General features: G+C 69.0%; 13 protein-coding genes. 7 read left to right on the forward strand and 6 right to left on the reverse strand.

Annotated elements, in window-relative coordinates; genetic code table 11:
* The first annotated feature begins 48 nt into the window (after nucleotides 1-48).
* From ACYVD1_RS04600 to entS, 5 genes are all read left to right on the forward strand, one after another.
* The gene (locus ACYVD1_RS04600; RefSeq protein WP_460768185.1) at nucleotides 49-4,053 is read left to right on the forward strand and encodes a non-ribosomal peptide synthetase; all 4,005 of its coding nucleotides are present in this window, start codon (nucleotides 49-51) and stop codon (nucleotides 4,051-4,053) included.
* 63 nt (nucleotides 4,054-4,116) lie between these two features.
* Entirely contained in the window at nucleotides 4,117-5,118 is a 1,002-nt protein-coding gene (locus tag ACYVD1_RS04605) for an ABC transporter substrate-binding protein (protein WP_460768188.1), read from the forward strand.
* 78 nt (nucleotides 5,119-5,196) lie between these two features.
* Entirely contained in the window at nucleotides 5,197-5,421 is a 225-nt protein-coding gene (locus ACYVD1_RS04610; RefSeq protein WP_460768190.1) for a phosphopantetheine-binding protein, read from the forward strand.
* Nucleotides 5,422-5,456: 35 nt separating this feature from the next.
* Entirely contained in the window at nucleotides 5,457-5,663 is a 207-nt protein-coding gene (locus ACYVD1_RS04615; protein ID WP_460768192.1) for an MbtH family protein, read from the forward strand.
* 50 nt (nucleotides 5,664-5,713) lie between these two features.
* Entirely contained in the window at nucleotides 5,714-6,958 is a 1,245-nt protein-coding gene (gene entS, locus ACYVD1_RS04620; protein ID WP_460768242.1) for an enterobactin transporter EntS, read from the forward strand.
* A 503-nt stretch (nucleotides 6,959-7,461) separates the two neighbouring features.
* On the opposite strand, the gene ACYVD1_RS04625 is transcribed toward entS, so the two are convergent.
* Entirely contained in the window at nucleotides 7,462-8,631 is a 1,170-nt protein-coding gene (locus ACYVD1_RS04625; protein ID WP_460768194.1) for an RNA-guided endonuclease InsQ/TnpB family protein, read from the reverse strand.
* A gap of 548 nt (nucleotides 8,632-9,179) precedes the next feature.
* Between ACYVD1_RS04625 and ACYVD1_RS04630 the strand changes: the two genes are divergently transcribed.
* Together ACYVD1_RS04630 and ACYVD1_RS04635 are read left to right on the forward strand one after the other, a co-directional pair.
* Nucleotides 9,180-9,815 carry a response regulator gene (locus tag ACYVD1_RS04630; RefSeq protein WP_460768247.1) on the forward strand — a complete coding sequence of 212 codons (636 nt, stop codon included), beginning with the start codon at nucleotides 9,180-9,182 and terminating at the stop codon, nucleotides 9,813-9,815.
* A gap of 470 nt (nucleotides 9,816-10,285) precedes the next feature.
* The gene (locus tag ACYVD1_RS04635) at nucleotides 10,286-10,561 is read left to right on the forward strand and encodes a hypothetical protein (protein WP_460768196.1); all 276 of its coding nucleotides are present in this window, start codon (nucleotides 10,286-10,288) and stop codon (nucleotides 10,559-10,561) included.
* A 13-nt stretch (nucleotides 10,562-10,574) separates the two neighbouring features.
* Here the strand turns inward: ACYVD1_RS04635 and ACYVD1_RS04640 are convergent, their stop codons facing one another.
* The 5 genes from ACYVD1_RS04640 to ACYVD1_RS04660 form a co-directional block, all read right to left on the reverse strand.
* A complete protein-coding gene (locus tag ACYVD1_RS04640) occupies nucleotides 10,575-12,056 on the reverse strand; it encodes an amidase (RefSeq protein ID WP_460768198.1) in 1,482 nt (493 codons plus the stop codon).
* Nucleotides 12,057-12,081: 25 nt separating this feature from the next.
* Entirely contained in the window at nucleotides 12,082-13,401 is a 1,320-nt protein-coding gene (locus ACYVD1_RS04645) for a M20 family metallo-hydrolase (protein ID WP_460768200.1), read from the reverse strand.
* Nucleotides 13,398-14,942, reverse strand: a complete 1,545-nt coding sequence (locus ACYVD1_RS04650) for a sodium:solute symporter family protein (protein ID WP_460768202.1) — start codon at nucleotides 14,940-14,942, stop codon at nucleotides 13,398-13,400. Before ACYVD1_RS04650 ends, ACYVD1_RS04645 begins: the two co-directional genes overlap by 4 nt.
* Nucleotides 14,939-15,223, reverse strand: coding sequence for a hypothetical protein (locus tag ACYVD1_RS04655; protein ID WP_460768205.1), 285 nt, complete (start codon nucleotides 15,221-15,223; stop codon nucleotides 14,939-14,941). The genes ACYVD1_RS04650 and ACYVD1_RS04655 overlap by 4 nt, the downstream gene beginning before the upstream one ends.
* A 324-nt stretch (nucleotides 15,224-15,547) precedes the next feature.
* Nucleotides 15,548-17,299: an ABC transporter permease gene (locus ACYVD1_RS04660; RefSeq protein WP_460768207.1), complete on the reverse strand. Its 1,752-nt coding sequence runs from the start codon at nucleotides 17,297-17,299 to the stop codon at nucleotides 15,548-15,550.
* Between the last annotated feature and the right edge of the window lie 5 nt (nucleotides 17,300-17,304).

Consider the following 17,304-nt stretch of genomic DNA (forward strand, 5'->3'; position numbering starts at 1 on the left):
GAAACCCAGACCACGACCCCGCCACACGACAGTCAGGAGCCGAGGACCGTGTCCCAGCAAGCAGCAACGACCCTCGAGGACGTCCTTCCGCTGGCACCCCTCCAACAGGGCCTGCTCTTCCACGCACTCGACGACGACCAGAGGCTGGACGTCTACACCGTCCAGCACGTGTTCGAGTTCAACCGGCCGGTGGACGCCGACGCGCTCCGCGCCAGCGCCGACGAGATGCTGCGCCGCCACCCCAACCTGCGCGCCGGTTTCGCGCACGAGGGCATGGAACAGCCCGTCCAGTTCATCCGTGCCGCGATGCCCGCCCACTGGCGCGAGGTGGACCTCAGCGGCCACGGACCCGACGAGCGCGACCGCGAACTCACCCGCATCCGGCGCGAGGAGCGCGAACGCCGCTTCGACCTCACCCGGCCACCCCTCATCCGCAACGTCCTCGTGCACTGCGGCCAGGGGCGGGCCGTACTGGTCGAGACCCACCACCACATCCTCATGGACGGCTGGTCGGGCACGCTCTACATCTTCGAACTCCTGGAGCTGTACCGCGCCGGCGGCGACCCCGCCGCCCTGCCGCCCGCCCGCCCCTACCGCGACTACCTGGTCTGGCTGTCCCAGCAGGACATGGACCGGGCCGCAGGAGCCTGGCGCGACGCCCTCGCCGGGCTGGACACACCCACACTGATCGCCCCGCCCGACCCCGGACGCCGCCCGGTCATGCCGCGCTCCCTCCAGGCCGACCTGGCCCCCGGGACCGCGGACGCGCTCACCGCCGTGGCCCGCCGGATCGGCGTCACCCCGAACTCCCTCCTCTACACCGCCTGGGCACTCACCCTGCGCGCCCAGACCGGCCGCGACGACATCGTCTTCGGCAGCACCGTCTCCGGCCGCCCACCCGAGATCCCCGACGTGTCCTCGGTCATCGGCCTGTTCTTCAACACCATCCCGGTGCGCATCGACCCGCGCCCGGCCGAGCGCCTCGTCGACCTCTTCGAGCGCGTCCACCGCCAGCAGACCGACCTGCTGCCCTACCACCACGTCAACCTCGCCGAGATCCAGGGCCGGGCCGGGCTGGGCACCCTCTTCGACACCCTCTACGTCCTGCGCAACACACCCAAGGACGCCTCCCAGGCCCGGGAACTGGAGGAGGCGGTGGGGCTGGAGAAGGTGTCGGCCGCGGACGCCACCCACTACCCCCTCACCTTCGTGGTCGAGCCGGGCGACAGCACCACGGTCTCCCTGGCCTACCGCCCCGACCTGTTCGACGACACCACCGCCCAACGGCTCTTCGACCGTGCCCTGGCCGCGATCGAGGCCCTGGCCACCGACCCCGAACAGCGCGTGGCCGACCTCGACCTGCTCTCCGGTGAGGAGTCCCGGGCGGTGCTCACCGAACCCAACCGGACCGACCGCGACCTGCCCCCGGACACCATCACCCAGCTCCTGGAGAAGACCGCCGGCGAGCTCCCCGACCGCACGGCCCTGGTCTTCCACGGGCGCCGCGTGTCCTTCGGCGAACTCAACGGCCGCGCCAACCGGATCGCCCGGCTGCTGGTCGACCGCGGGGTCGGCCCCGACACCGGTGTCGCCCTGGGCGTGCCCCGCTCGGTCGACGCCGTGGCCGGGCTCTTCGCCGTCCTGAAGGCCGGCGGCGGCTACGTGCCCCTCGACCTGGACCACCCGGAGTCCAGGCTGGCCGACATGATCGAGGACTCCGCCCCCGCGGTGGCGCTGGTGAGCGAGGACTCCGTGGAACGTGTTCCGTCCCGGGAAGGCACCGCCGACGTCGTCCTCGGTTCAGCCGCGACCGAGGCCGCGCTGGCCGATCTGCCGCCCGACGACCTCACCGACGCCGAACGCCTGGGACCGGTGAGCCCCGACTCCCTCGCCTACACCATCTACACCTCGGGCTCCACGGGCCGCCCCAAGGGTGTGGCGGTGCCCCTGCGCGGCCTGACCAACATGCTCGTCAACCACCAGGAGCGCATCTTCGACCGGGTCGTCGCCGAGCAGGGCGGGCGCATCCTGCGCATCGCGCACACCGTCTCCTTCTCCTTCGACATGTCCTGGGAGGAACTGCTCTGGCTGGTCCAGGGGCACGAGGTGCACCTGATGGACGAGGAGATGCGCCGCGACTCCGACGCCCTGACCTCCTACTGCGCCGAGCACGCCATCGACGTCATCAACGTCACCCCCTCCTACTGCGGACAGCTGATCGAGGACGGGCTGCTGGCGGAGGACGGCAGGCACCGGCCCTGCCTGGTCCTGCTCGGGGGAGAGGCGGTCACCGACACCGTCTGGCGGCGGCTGCGCGAGGCACCCGGCGTGCTCGGCTACAACCTCTACGGCCCCACGGAATACACGATCAACACCCTCGGCGGCGGGACCGAGGACAGTGCCGGGCCCACGGTGGGCGCGCCCATCCACAACACCCGCGTCTACGTGCTCGACTCCGGCCTGGCCCCGGTTCCGCCCGGCGTCCCCGGCGAGCTCTACGTGTCCGGGGCCGGCCTGGCCCGCGGCTACGCGGGACGCCCCGGCGGGACCGCCGACCGGTTCGTCGCCGACCCCTTCGGCCCTCCCGGCAGCCGCATGTACCGCACCGGCGACCTGGTCCGCTGGGGTCCCGACGGGCTCGTGGACTTCCTCGGGCGCACCGACGACCAGATCAAGATCCGCGGCCACCGGGTCGAGCCCGGCGAGATCGTCGCGGTGCTGGAGTCCCACCCCGACCTCGCGCAGGCCGCCGTCCTGGCCAGGGAGGACGCACCGGGCGTGCGCCGACTCGTCGCCTACCTCGTGCCGAAGCAGTCGGACCCGGGAGGTCCCGGCGCCGTCGACCCCGAAGAGGTGCGCGGCGCGCTGTCCGCACGGCTGCCCGAGCACATGGTCCCGAGCGCCCTGATGGTCGTGGACCGGCTGCCGCTGACCGTCAACGGCAAGCTCGACCAGGCCGCCCTGCCCGCACCCGAGTGGCGGACCGGGGGCGGACGCGCGCCCGCCAACGACGAGGAGCGCAGGCTCTGCGCGCTGTTCGCCGAGGTGCTCGGCTTGGACGAGGTGGGTGCGGAGGACGACTTCTTCGCCCTCGGCGGCCACTCCCTGCTCGCCATGCGCCTGGTGGGCAGGATCCGGAGCGAGTTCGACACGCGGCTGAGGGTGGGCGAGGTGCTCACCGCGGCCACCCCGGCGCGGATCACGGCCCGCCTGCTGGGCACCGAGGAGGGCGGCGACCCGCTCGCCACCATGCTGCCCCTGCGCTCGGGCGGCGACCGGCCGCCCCTGTTCTGCCTCCACCCGGCCGCCGGGTTCAGCTGGTCCTTCGCCGGCCTCACCCCCTACCTGGACCCCGACCAGCCGGTCTACGGCGTGCAGTCGCCCGGGCTGCGCGGGCGGCACGGGCTGGCGCCCGACCTGGACGGACTGGCCGTGTACTACCTGGAGCGGATCCGGGCCGTCCAGCCCGAAGGCCCCTACCACCTGGTCGGCTGGTCCTTCGGCGGACAGGCCGCGCACGCGGTCGCCACCCTCCTCCAGGACAAGGGCGAGGAGGTCGCGCTCCTGGCGGTCATGGACACCTACCCCTTGGACGGCCAGCGGCGCGCCCGCGAGCTGTCCGCGAGTACCGAAGAGGTGGAGCAGGAGGCCCTGGCCTTCCTGCTGGCCAGCTCCATGCGGGAAAGCCCCCAGGACTTCGCGCCGCCGTACACGCGCGAGGAGGTCACCGAGTTCATCAGCGAAGGCGGGGTCTGGGCGGACCTGGAGCCCGCCACCCTGAACGCGGTCGTGGACACCTACCGCGAGAACGCCGAACTCATGACCCGCGCCACCTACCGGGTGTTCGACGGCGACCTGGTGTTCTTCACCGCCGCGGGCACCCCGCGCGAGGACGTGGACCACCAGGCGTGGAGCCCCTACGTGAGCGGCCGCGTGGTCGACCACCGGGTCAACGCCTCCCACGACGCACTCACCGGACCGGCCGCACTGACCGAGGTCGGCCCCGTGCTGGCCGAAGCGCTGCGCACCAAGAGCGGGGTGCGACACGAGTGAAGATAAGGCTAGGCTAGCCTAACTATTACCCCCGAAGGTTTCCCTCTGACAGGAGAACAACTGATGTCTGAACCCGCACGCCTGTGGCCGCTCTGCGCGCTGACCGCCATGGTGCTCGGGGCGACCGCCTGCGCCGCCACCGAGTCCGACGACGGCTCCGAGGGCGGGGCGGAGGCCGAAGGGGAGACCCGCGCCTTCGAGGCCGAGAACGGCGATATCGAGATCCCCGCCGACCCCCAGCGCGTCGTCGCCCTCTCCTACGCCGCCCAGCCCGCGGTCGAGCTCGGCGGCAACGTCGTCGGCGTGCACACCCAGGACAACTGGGCCGAGAACGTCCACCCCGACGACGTCGACACGATGACCGGCCTGGAAGAGGTCGGCTCCACCAACGAGGCCAACTTCGAGGCCATCGCAGCGCTCGAGCCCGACCTGATCGTCGTCGGCTGGCCCTCGGACGGCATGGAGAACGTACCCCTGGACAACCTCGAGGAGCTCGCGCCGACCGTCGCCATCGGCCTCGGCGACCCCGACTCCTGGAAGGAGGTCGAGGTCCAAGTGGCCGACGCGATCGGGGTCTCCGACACCTACGATCAGCTCGAAGGCGAATACGACGCCCGGGTGGCGGAAATCTCCGAGGAGTACGCCGACGTCCTCGCCGAGACCGACTTCGCCTTCGCCCGCTCCTCGGAGGGCACCCCCGGCGCCGGCGCCGGACAGGTCCTCCAGGAGTTCGGCCCCGCCTGGAACACCGCCATCGCCAGCGAGGTCGGATTCGACTTCATCGGAGAGCAGAACGAGGCCTCCCACCAGGAGTGGGCGGCGTACTACTCCGTCGAGGAGGTCGACCAGCTCTCCGACGCCGACGCGATCCTCACCGAGGCCAACCCCGACGGCGAGGTCCCCGGACCCACCCAGGACCTGATCGCCGAGGACGTCTTCAACTCCCTGCCCGCAGCGGAGGACGACCAGGTCTACCCGCTGCCGTGGAGCGACGCCGGTACGCACAAGTCCGCGCTGCTCACCCTGGACAGCCTCGAAGAGGCCCTGGAGCAGATCGCCTCCTGACCGCCCGACACCGCCCTGGCGGTGCACTGACCGCGGGTGCACCGCCCCGGCGTTCACCGCCCCGCAGGAGGACCGGAAATGCAGAAGGAACTGACCCCCGACCTCGTCCTTGAGCACGTGGCCAAGGCGCTGGGGGTACCGACCGACGAGGTCGAACAGTCCGAGAGCCTGCTCGACCAGGGTATGGACTCGATCCGCCTGATGAGCCTGGTGGAGAACTGGCGCGAGTACGGCGTCGAGGCCGACTTCGTCGCCCTCGGCGAGGAGCCCACCGTCCGGGCCTGGCAGAAAATCCTCACCTGACCGAACCCACACCCGCCCCCGAAGGAGCGACGACCATGAGCAACCCCTTCGACGACACCGAAGGCACCTTCCTCGTCCTGGTCAACGACGAGGACCAGCACTCCCTGTGGCCCGGCTTCGCCCCGGTCCCCGACGGCTGGACCCCCGTCCACGGCCCCGTCTCCAAGAACGAGGCCCTGGAGTACGTCGATACCCACTGGACCGACCTGCGCCCCCGCAGCCTGCGCGAAGCGCTCGCCTGACCCGCTGACCCGCCCCACCCGCTAAGGACCCCGTGAAACTCTCCCAGCTGATGATCGACATCAGCCCCCTGCGCCAGAGCCGCGAGTTCAGGATCATCTTCGTCGCCCGGCTCATCTCCATCTTCGGGCTGGGCTTCGCGGCCGTCGCCCTACCCATGCAGGTGTACGAGATCACGGGGTCCTCACTGCTCGTGGCCACCGTCCACACCACCTCCGCCGTCAGCGTCCTCTCCGGAACCCTGGTCGGCGGCATGCTCGCCGACCGCGGCGACCGGCGGCGCCTCATCGTCATCGGCCGGGCCTCCGCCGTCATCGGGTTCGGCGTCCTCGCCGCCAACACCCTCCTCCCCGCCGAACCCTGGCTCTGGGTGATCTACGCGATCGCGGCCTTCAACGGCTTCCTGGGATCGTTCAGCACCGTCGCCCTCCAGGCCGCCGCACCGGGTTTCGTGCCCCGGGACAAGCTCCCCGCGGCAGGGGCGCTCATCGCACTCAACGGCCACCTCGGCAACGTCATGGCGCCCGCGCTCGGCGGGATGATCATCGCCAGCCTCGGGATGGGCTCTAACTACGTCATCACCGCGCTGCTCTCGCTCTTCACGACCTTCCTCGTGTGGCGCCTGCCCAGGCTCGAACCCTCCGCCGAATCCCGCGCCCAGCCGGTCCTCGACGCCCTGCGCGAAGGGGGCGGGTTCGCGTTCAGGCACCGCGTCGTCGGCCCGCTCCTGCTCCTGGGCCTGGCGCAGATGCTGTTCGCCACGCCGCAGGTGCTCATCAACGAGTTCACCGACAAGGTCCTCGGCGGCGGGCCCGGCCTGGTCGGAATCCTGTACACGGCACCGGCGGTCGGAGCGCTGATCGGATCGCTCACCAGCGGCTGGGCCGGGCGGGCCCGCCGCAGCGGCGCGCTCCTGCTCGCGGCGGTCGCCGTCTGCGGTCTCGCCGTCCTCGGTTTCGGGGCCAGCCCCTGGGCGCCCCTGGCCTTCGCCTTCCTGGTGTTCCTGGGCTTCGGCCAGGTCGTGGAGCAGATCCTGCGCTACGCGCTCCTGCAGTCCCACACCCCCGACCACCTGCGCGGGCGGGTCAACTCCGTGTGGACCGCGCAGTCCACCATCGGCAACTCGGCCGGAGCCCTCACCCTCGGCGGCCTGGCGCCCCTCATCGGGGCCGCGGGTGCCCTGATGGCCGGGGGAGTGCTCACCGTGGTCAGTGTTGGAGCGCTGGCCGTGGCCTTCGCCGGACTCCGGACCGCCCAGGTACTGAAGGAATCCACGGTGTCGTCCACCAAGCTGTAGCCTCCGCCGATTCTCGACCACCCGACGAGCAGTTCAGGCTCGACCGCGGTGGCGCCATAGACCAGCCCCGGGATCAACGGCGATCCCGGGGCTCTGCGTTGCTTGGGGGAGGCGTCTATCGGGTGTGGGGGCCTTGAGGGAGGAGACGAAGGTACTCCAGCCAACCGAGGCAAAGCTCAGGTGCCCCTGCCCAGCTGACCTCGTCACCGCGTCCAGTCCCGCGGCCCTCCGCGAGGTCCTCGCCCCCACCCGCTAACCACAGGGCCCGGCGGATCCCCCTCCGCCGGGCCGCAAGCCCATCTATGATGTGGCCCAGGGGCCCGCTCCGCCGGTGGCCCCCAACGTTTGAAGCCAGGTTGCGAGACAACAACGCCTCGCGTCATCACAGATAGTTGGCCCCGAGCCCAGCGCACGCGGGGATCAACTACCCGTGGGTGAAGCCCACGGGCTTGCAGGTAGGTGCCCACTTGGCTGGTAGGAGACCTCCCGCGTCCAGCACCCCCTCACTGTCGGGAGGATGCAGAGGCGGTTGACTGGCGCCCCGCGATCCACACAGCCTCGCCCCGACGGGCGAGGTTGCGCGAAGCATTGACATCGGCGTGCAACACCACACCACAACCCCGGCAAGCGAAAACCGCCCTGGAGGGCCGGTTGCGTCTACTGGTGTGGTCACACGCCGAGCAGGACTGCGAGGTGTAGGCCGCATCCACGACCACCAAGGGCACCCCGGCCCTGCGAGCTTTGTAGGAGAGGAAGTCGCGCAGCTGGGCGAAACTCCACGAATGCAACGCCAAGCGTTGGTGTTTGGCCTGCCGTACCCGGCCACGGATGCCCTTGAGGTCTTCCAGGGCGATGCCGTGGCCGGTGCGTTCGGCCCCCTCCACGATGTGCTTGGAAATCTGGTGGTTGACGTCCCGCGCCCGCCGGGCCTCCTTGCGGCGCTGGCGCTTGAGCAGGCGTTTGGCGCTCTTGGTGTTCTTCTTCTGCAGTTTCGCCCGGAGTCGGATCTGTCGGCGCCGGTACCGGTTGAGCTGGCGTCCGGCGTACCGTTGCCCGGTGGAGGTGGTGGCGATCTCCACGATCCCCAGATCCACCCCCACAAACCCCACCGGGTCCTCGTTCAACGGCGCCTCGGGCACCTCACAGGTCGCGGCCAGGTACCACTGCCCGTCCTGGTGCATCAGGTCGCTCTCCCCCTGCCGGTACTGGGCCAGGAGTTTGAGCTGGTCCGGTGCGCAGGTGAAGGCAAGGTTCTTCATCCGCCCTTGGGTGGTCCAGATCGAGACCGTGCGCGCATCCATCTGCCAGGACAGACACCGCGCATCGAACGGCTGAGCCGCCTCCGGGCGGAAGGCCACCGGGGTGGTCTCGGCGCGCTGGCGGCGCGGCGACCCCGCGCGTCCCAGGTGTCCGGATTTCAGGTGGGCCTGCCGGGTGGTGTAGGCGTCGGCGACCTTGCCGATCACCCGCACCGCGGGCTGTGCCGAGAGCCCGAAGGAGGCCTTGAGGTCGGTGTAGACCTTCTTCTGGAGGGCGTACTTGTTCCGGGCCCCGGTCGCTTGGGCGATGCGGGAGGCGTGGTTGGCGGCCCGGTTGCAGGCGTGCAGGGTCTCCTGTAGAGCCCGCGCCTGTTCAGGCGAGGGCAGGAGTTTGACCCGCACCACCAGCTTCATGGTCGAACACACTAACGACCCGTCGGCCGCTGGTGGGGCCAAACGACGAAACTGGTCTGCGATGGGCGGCGGAACTGTCGCTGAGCCTCACCCCCGAAGCGGGCAGGGCGATTCCTCCCGGGCGTGAACGCCCGGGCATCCTCGCCCAAAACTGTTGAATTGCAGCTCTTGCACCCGTAGGGGACCCTCTCCCAGTTGTCTTGTACCTCATCCGGGTGCCCCACGACCGCAAGCCGTTGCCCTGTCGCCCCGGATTCTGGCATTGCGGCCCACGCCGTGACCCAGCGTGGGATCATCGGAGTAGAGCCCCTAATCGAGGAGACCCGGTGCGCGTCATCGCCCCCTGGCCGCTAGCGGCCAGGACTTGCCTGTTCTGCGACTACCTCAGCAGGTCTGGGGCCACTGAGGGTGAGAGTCCGATGTACCGCACGGGTCGCGACGGCTAACCCGACCCCACACCGCCGCGCACAACTTCAGGAGCAACGGTGACTCTTTCCCCAGCCCCGCCCACCCCCGAACCTCCCGCTCCCGCGAAGCCGATCCGCGTGATGGTCGTGGACGACCACGCCCTCTTCCGCCGCGGGTTGATGTCTGTGCTCGATGACGAGAACGACATCGACGTGGTGGGCGAAGCCGGAGACGGGGACGAAGCCGTGCAACGCGCCGAAACCTCGCGCCCGGACGTGATCATCATGGACGTGTGGATGCCGCACTCCACGGGGATCGAGGCCGCCCCCCGCATCCGCGCCGCCGTGCCCGGCGTGAAGTTCGTGATGCTGACGATGAGCGAGGACCAGTCGGACCTGTTCGAGGCGCTGAAAGCGGGGGCGTCCGGGTACCTGCTGAAGGATGTCGCGGTCACGGACATGGCAGGGGTGGTGCGTTCGATCGCGGCCGGTCGTACAAGCGTGCACGCGGGGATGGCGGCGAAGTTGATCACGGAGTTCGCCGAGCTCGCCAAGCAGGACAGCGGGCCGGCGGAGAAGATGGTCCTGCCGCAGCTCACCGGTCGTGAGAGTGAGGTGCTCCGGTTGGTGGCGCAGTCCATGAACAACCGCGAGATCGGCGAGCGCCTGTTCATCACGGAGAACACCGTCAAGAACCACGTGCGCAACATCCTGGAGAAGCTGCAGGTGCACTCGCGTACGGAGGCGGCGATCTACGCGGTACGGGCCGGTTACTGAGCTCGGGCACCGGGCACGCGGCGGTGAACTGGTTGCTTGGATATGCTCGGGAAGTATTTGGGTCGCGTCCCGCGCACGCAGGGATCACTCCTGGAGTAGGTGAGACGTATGGTTTCGAACTCAGCGCGGCACATCGGAAGCGCTGACGGCGCACTTTTCCCTATGCCACCATTGACGGAGCAAGCCTTGCGCGTTGCCGTGCGTCGACTGGATCTTGCCGCTGGTGTTCATTTCGACGAAGAATTTCACCAGGCATGGGAGGAAGCCATTTAAACGGACAGTACGGTTCCTATGCACACGTTCTTGTATCGGTGGGGAGTATTTGTGGAACTGAGAAGGTTCCCACGCCGTGCTGCGAGATTGCATGACCTGGAGCGGGCTGTCGGGGAGGCTGAGGGCCTCGTGGAGGCGCGGAAATCCGCAGGTGAGATCGCAATGATGATCGACGAAGCTACGCGCAAGGTTCAGCGGTGACCAACTGGACTTGGGAGTATCTGCCCGACGCCGAGCATGTTGTTGGTGGCCTTGAGCCTGATGCGAAGGAAGGGGTGGAGCTCCTAGCGCAGTGGCTTGCTGATGCGGCTTCTGTCAAGCATCTGGGTGAACCAAGGGTTGAGGATTCAGAGATTTCCCGAGTCCTGGATCATGCCGAAGGGCGAATTATGGTCTGGTACCAAGAGCATAGGAGGATGTGTGTTGTTCTGATACTCAGGGTTCAATTCTGGCTGATTGAGAATGACAGTTAGCAGTCGAGTCAGTTCATTGCGCAAGCTCTTCCACTTCTCGGCCGATCTCGAAGACGCTCCTTTCGTCAAAGGGCTTACCGACGATCTGCATTCCCACCGGGAAACCCGAGGCCAAACCGGCGGGCACGCACAGGACCGGACAGCGGTTGGCGATGTTGAACGGCACGGTCATGTGCGCTTCCCAGTAGTGCTCCAGCTCGCGGTCCACCCCGTCGGGCTGGTCGGAGACCGTCAACCCGTCCAGATACTGCCCGTCCGCATCCAGGGCGCGGACCGCGGAGGCCGGGGTCAACAGCGCGTCGACGCCCTGGAGCGCGGCTGACAGCTCCGCCTGGATCCGGTGCTCCGCCGCGATGGTGTCGAACAGGGTGCGGCGCTCGGCGTGCTCACGGGCCACCCGGATGAAGTGGAGCGTGTACTCCTCCGCGGTGTCCTCCCGACCGGCGAGGAGACTGCTCATCCCTTCCGCCAGCAGGTGGCCGAAGTGCGCCATGCTGGTGTCGCGGATCTCGTCGGTGGTCCAGGGCAGGTCGACGTCGACGATGTCCGCGCCAGCGGCCTCGAGGTCCCTGACCACGCGATCGACCTGTTCCCGCACACCGCGTTCGACCGGGTAGTCGCCCAGTGTGGGGGAGTAGGCCAACCGGCGGCCCCGCAGGGCGGAGAGCGCCTGTTCTCCGGACAGTTCCCCGATCACCGCGGACGGAAGGGTGCTGTGGTCGGAGGGGTGCTGGCCCCGGATGACGTCGGTCAGCAGGGCGGTGTCGGACACGCTTCTCGCCATGGCGCCGTCACCGCGGTACCAGTCCGCGGCCAGCGGCCCGGCACCCGGAACCGTCCCGTAGGGCCCCTTGTACCCGACATTGCCGGTGAAGGCGGCGGGGATGCGAGTCGATCCCGCGATGTCGGAAGCGGTCGCCAGGGGCGTCATGCCGGCCGCCAGCGCCGCTGCCGCACCGCCGGAGGATCCACCGGGTGACAGCCTGCGGTCCCACGGGTTGCGGGTCACGCCCCAGATCCGGGAATGGGTCACGGTCGCGCAGGAGAACTCCGGCGACGCCGTCCTGCCGTGGATGATTCCGCCGGACCGACGGATGCGCGAGACGATGGGGTGGTCTTCCTCGGCCACGGCGTCCGCATGGGCTAGCATTCCCTGGCTGAGGGAGCGGCCCTTCAGCGCGTGCTTCTCTTTGGTGGCGACGGGCAGGCCCATCAGAGGAAGCGCGCGACCGGCCGGACTACCGGAGGCGCCGGTTTCCCTGCCCCGAGCATAGAAGTCGTCCGCGGCGCGTGCCTGAGTACGGGCCTGGTCGTCCAGCACCTCCATGAACGCATTGAGCGGCAACTCGTGGCGGGAGTCTGCGGAAATGCGCTCCAGCAGGATGTCCAGGTACTCGCTGGGTGCCAGCTCCTTGGCGTGAAACAGCCGCAGCACCTCGGTCGCGGGGAGGGCGGCGAGTTTTTCGTCTGCCGGAACCGGAGGCTCGACCGGCACCTCGGGCCCTGTTCCACCGAACCCGTTACCCATGCGGCAGCCGACCCCCGGGTTCCGTCTGGGACAGGTCACCGGTCACCATGCGCGCGGTGGCGTTGGTCAGTACCCGGAGCCCGGTGACCAGGTCATCGTCGTCGGTGAATTCGCGTTCACAGTGCGATACCCCGTCGACGGACGGGACGAAGAGCATCACCGTCGGTGTCACCCGGTTCAACGCCACCGAGTCATGTCCGGCCAGGGTGGCGAGCACAGCCGATTCCTCGCCCTCCTGCCGGGCTGCCTCCCGCCCCAGGTCCACCGCGTCCCGCGGGAACCGCTGGATCGGCCGGATGTCGAAGTCCTCGGCGTCGATCGTCACGTTCCGCCTCTGGGCAAGGCGCTCCATGCGGTCGAGGAGCAGGGCACGGGCCTTGGTGACGTCGGCCTTCTCGTCGGCGCGGATGTCCACCACCAGGTCGACCTGGCGCGGCACCACGATGGGTGAGTTCGGTTGGACATCGAACTTGCCGACCGAGGTCACGATGCTCTCCGGTGTGAACTCGTCGACGAGCTCCTCCACCATGACGACCACGTGTGACGCCGCCACGAGGGCGTCCCTGCGGTCGGACATCAGGGTGGCCCCGGTGTGCGACTGCTCGCCGACGACTCGGACCAGCAGTTTCTGGGTGTGCCAACTGCGGTCCACGACGCCGATGGGGATCCCGGCCCGCTCCAGCCGCCGGCCCTGCTCGATGTGGATCTCCGCGTAGCCCGCCAGCGGCAGGTCCACGGTGCCCCCGCGTCGGCGCGTCTCCGCCAGCGCCTCAGAAACGGTCACCCCGGCCGGATCCACGGTACGGAGCGCGTTCTCGAGGTCCAAGAGTCCCACGAAGACCGAGCTGCCCATGATGGAGGGCGGGAAGCGCGCCCCTTCCTCGTTGAACCAGTCGACGACCGCGATGTTGGCCTGGGGCACCAGGCGTTCGTCCTTCACGGCCCGGTCGAGGGCGTCGGCCGCGTGCAGCGCCGCGACGACGCCGTAGGTCCCGTCGAAGCGGCCTCCCAGCGGCTGGCTGTCCAGGTGCGAGCCGACCAGCACGTACGGCGCCCCGGGGATCCACTCCTTGGTCGCGAAGATATTGCCGATTTCGTCGGTCAGGACACGGAACCCCCGCGCGACGGCTTGTTCCTCGAACCAGTCCCGCACCGCGCCGTGGGGTGCAGTGGCCGCCTGGCGGTCGATTCCGCCGTTCTCCGTCGCGCCGTAGCGCGTGGTGTGGTGGAAGTCGGCGAGGAACCCGTCGGGGTCCAAACCGAAGAGGTCGTGGCTGGTGGGGTTGTTCGGCACGTTGCCTCGATCCGTCATGGGTGGTCGCTGTGCTGGTCCGGCTTCTCATCGGGTTCAAGCGTGTCCGGGTCGTCCTCGGAATCCCACTTCTCGCGGTCGAAGTCCCGCTTTCTGGCGAGCACCTTGCGGAGGATCCTCTCGTCGCGGGGCTTCGTGAACAGGCTGACGGCAACGAAGGTGATGATGTTCAGCAGCAGGGACAGGAGTCCGCCGCCGCCCTCGGAGAACGGCCCGGGTGCCCACTCGGGGAGCGCGGTGAACAGCACCAGGGTGGAGACACCGACGATCAGGCCCGCGGTGGCGCCCACGACGCTGGAACGCCTCCAGAACAGTGCTCCGACTGTCGGCACGACGACCTGCGCGAGGCCCGCGAAGGCCACCAGGCCGATGGTGACGAGCAGCCCCGGGATGTAGAGCGCCATCACGTAGGCCAGGGCGGAGAAGCCGAGGATGGCCCAGCGCCCGACCCAGACCCGCTTCCGTTCCGGGAGGTCCTTCTGGACGTAGCGCTCGTGGAAGTCGACCGTGTAGCTGGCCGCCATCGCGTGCACCTGGGAGTTGGCGGTGGACATGGCGGCGCCGGCGCCGGCCGCGATGACGAGGAGGGCGAGGATGAGCGGCGCGTGCTCCAGGAGCACCGTCGGGAGGACGTGGTCGGCGTCCTCGACGTCGGGGTCGAGCAGGACGGCGGAGTTCCCGATCAGCATCGAACCGATGTAGGCGAAGGCCATGAGCCCCACGAGGAACGGCATCATGTCGAAGAGGCGTGCGCTCTTCGTGGCGTACATCCGGGTCCACATCTGCGGTCCCATCAGCGCGCCGAGCGGGGTGATGAGGAACATGGCCACCCAGGTCATCCACACGCCGTCGCCCAGAACCAGGTGCTCCGGTTGGACCTGCTCGATCTCGTCGAACATCGTGCCCATGCCGCCGACTTCCCCGACGACGAAGACCCCCGCTGCGATGAGGCCCAGGAAGACCGCCACACCGTAGAACACGTCGGTCCAGGCGATCGCCCGGACCCCTCCAGCCCAGACGTAGACGATGATGACCAGGTAGAAGAGCAGCGCGCCGAGCCAGAACGGGATCATGCCGTCGGAGGCCACCTCCATGAGGTAGGCGCCGCCGGTGAGCTGGATCTGCAGGTGCGGAAGGGTGAAGACCAGCAGGATGACCGCGATGAACGTGCCCAGGCTCTTGGAGCCGTACAGGCCGACGAAGAAGTCCCGCGGTGTGACGTAGTTTCCGCGTCTGCCGTGGAACCAGACGCGCTTTCCGATCCAGTAGAACATGACGCCGAAGAAGACGTTCCACACCAGGGCCGTCCAGTACAGCGGACCTTCGGTATAGAAGCTCGCGTTGGATCCGAGGAACGCGAAGGCACTCCACCACGTCGCGGTGACGGTGAAGAACACCGCGACGGAACCCATGGAGCGCCCCTGGACGAAGTAGTCGTCCGCCGTGGCCGTGGATTTCCTGGACGCGAGTGCACCGATGACGAGGGGGACCGCGAGGAAGCCGGCGATCGCCAGCACACCCAGCACATTCTGTGCGGTCATGGCTTCGAACCCTCCTCGTCGGCGCCGGGAGAGTCCTGCTCGTCGAGCTCCTCGGGCCGGGGGCGGCCCCAGCGGACCCTGTACGCCACGAGGAGCACCGCGCAGAGAACGGCCCAGACGACCATGTTGAACCCGTAGATGAACGGCATTCCGAGGATTCTGGGTTCGGTCACGTCGTGGTAGAAGAGGATGCCCGGGAACTGGAGGGTCGCCAAGCCGATGATGATCAGGCTCCACAAAGTGATCGTGACCGGGGTCGGGGTTTTGCTCTTCCTGGTCATGTTCGCGCCTTTCGGTGGGGTGTGGGTCCAGGGATTGCGATGGCCCGAAGCGCAGAATGCGTCAGCGAAGGGGTGGAGAAGGGCTGCGAGGGCTGTTCGGGGGAGGGCGCTGCCCGCAGCGGGCGGGGGTCTCCCGCGCCGTGCCGGAGCTTCGACCCCGCCAGGCAGGATGTGGCCGGGGTGAGTGTGACCCATGTTCCCCTGAGTGTGGCAAGTCACCTATGAGCAGGATGTTAGCCCCTGATGCCCGTCTCTTACGCACTGGAAACCGGGTCGCTGTGGCGCACGGGCGTAAGGGCCCCGCGCACGCGGGCGCCCATGACCTCAACCGGTCGGTCGTGTGGAACCCGAGACGTGCCTCTGCCGGCGGCTGCGCCAGGAGTCGACCGCGACCATGGCCGCGGTGCTGGTGAATACCGCGATCACGGTCATGGCCATCGCGGCGGCGCGGTTGCCCTGGTCGAATTCACTGAGGATCCAGGTGGACAGGAGTTGTGTCGCTGGCGGGCGCAGGAGACTGGACAGGACGAGTTCACGCACCCCGATCGAGAAGGCCAGGAGCCACCCGGCGACGATCCCGGGGAACAGCAGCGGCATGAGGATTCGGCGTGTCACGTCCCAGCTCGAAGCGCCCGCGACCTCGGCGGCCTCGATCAGGCGGTCGTTGATCTGCAGGCGGGCTGCCGAAACGTTCTGTACGACCAGGGGAAGGAAGATCACGCAGTACCCGAGGGCGAGCATGCCCATCGTGTTGTAGGGCGTGGCGGGAAGCCACGCCGCGTTCCACAGGAAGATGAACCCTAGAGCGAGCACGATGGTGGGCACCATGTCCGGGGCGAGCGCCAGGAAACCCACCGCACGGGCCGTGCGGGTGCGTCGGCGTACGGTGTGCAGGGCGAGTGCCGTCCCGGCGGCGGTCGTCAGGGTCGCGGTCACCACGGCCAGCCACGCGCTCGTGCTCAATGCCTCCATCCCGCCGCGTCCCAGGGTGAGCACTTCGCGGTAGTGGTCCAGTGTCAGGTTGTCCAACGCCAGCCCGCCGGACCGCAGCGAGACCAGGGATCCGCTCACCAGCACGAAGCAGGGCAGGACGGCGGTCACAGTCAGGACGGTGCCGACCCAGAGCCACCCCGCGCAGAGCCCGGCCCGGCCGATGCGGACCCGCCCCTCCCGGTGTGAGCGCACGCTCGTCACCCGGTCGGCCCGGCGCACCAGGAACCACTGCTGCAGCCCCCACGCGGTGATCCCCAACCCCAAAAGCACACTGGACAGCGCGGCGGCGCGGGGAAAGTCCAGGGGCGCCTGAGTGAGGTCTCGGTGGATCTGGCTCACCAGGACGGGGAAGCCGATCTGGTTGCCCAGCGTGACCGGGGTCCCGAACTCGCCTGCGGCGCGCACGAAGACCAGGAGCGCGCCCAGCGAGTAGCTCGCCGCGACCATGGGGATCAGGACGCGCCGCAACCACGTCACCGGAGTGGCGCCGTGCACGGCCGCGGCTTCGTCGGTGTTGGCCCCGACCCGGTCCAGTGCGTTGCGCAGGATCAGGTAGAGCAGGGGGAAGGCCTCGGCCCCCATCACCACGGCCATCCCCACCGGGGTCGCGAAGACCTGTTGCAGTAGGACGCCGAACGGACCGAACCACGTCTCGGCTAGTCCGGCGGGACGGGTGAACTCCATCCACGCCATCGCGCTGATGTACGGCGGGGTGAGGAACGGGATGAGCACCGCCACGTCGATCCAGCGGTGGCGGCGCAGACCGGTCCGGGACATGAGGAAGGCCAGCGGCGCCGCGTACAGCGTGGCGGCGACCACGACCATCGCCCCGAGTACGAGCGTGTTGGTGATGACGGTGACGTTGCCCGGCTCGACCAGGGTGCCGAGGGCCCCCGGCTGGTCCCGGTGGCCCAGGAGCGCACGCAGTACGACGAGTACCAGGGGAACGCCGACCAGGACGGTGAGTAGGAGGAGGGCGGCCGTGGACGAGGCCGCGCCCCGTATCCGCGGTGTCCGGCGGCGGGTTCCGGTGGACGGGGGGCCGAGCGGACGGCCCCCCGCGGCGGGGGAGGTCGATGTCATGGGTT

The organism is Nocardiopsis nanhaiensis (genome assembly GCF_054778635.1).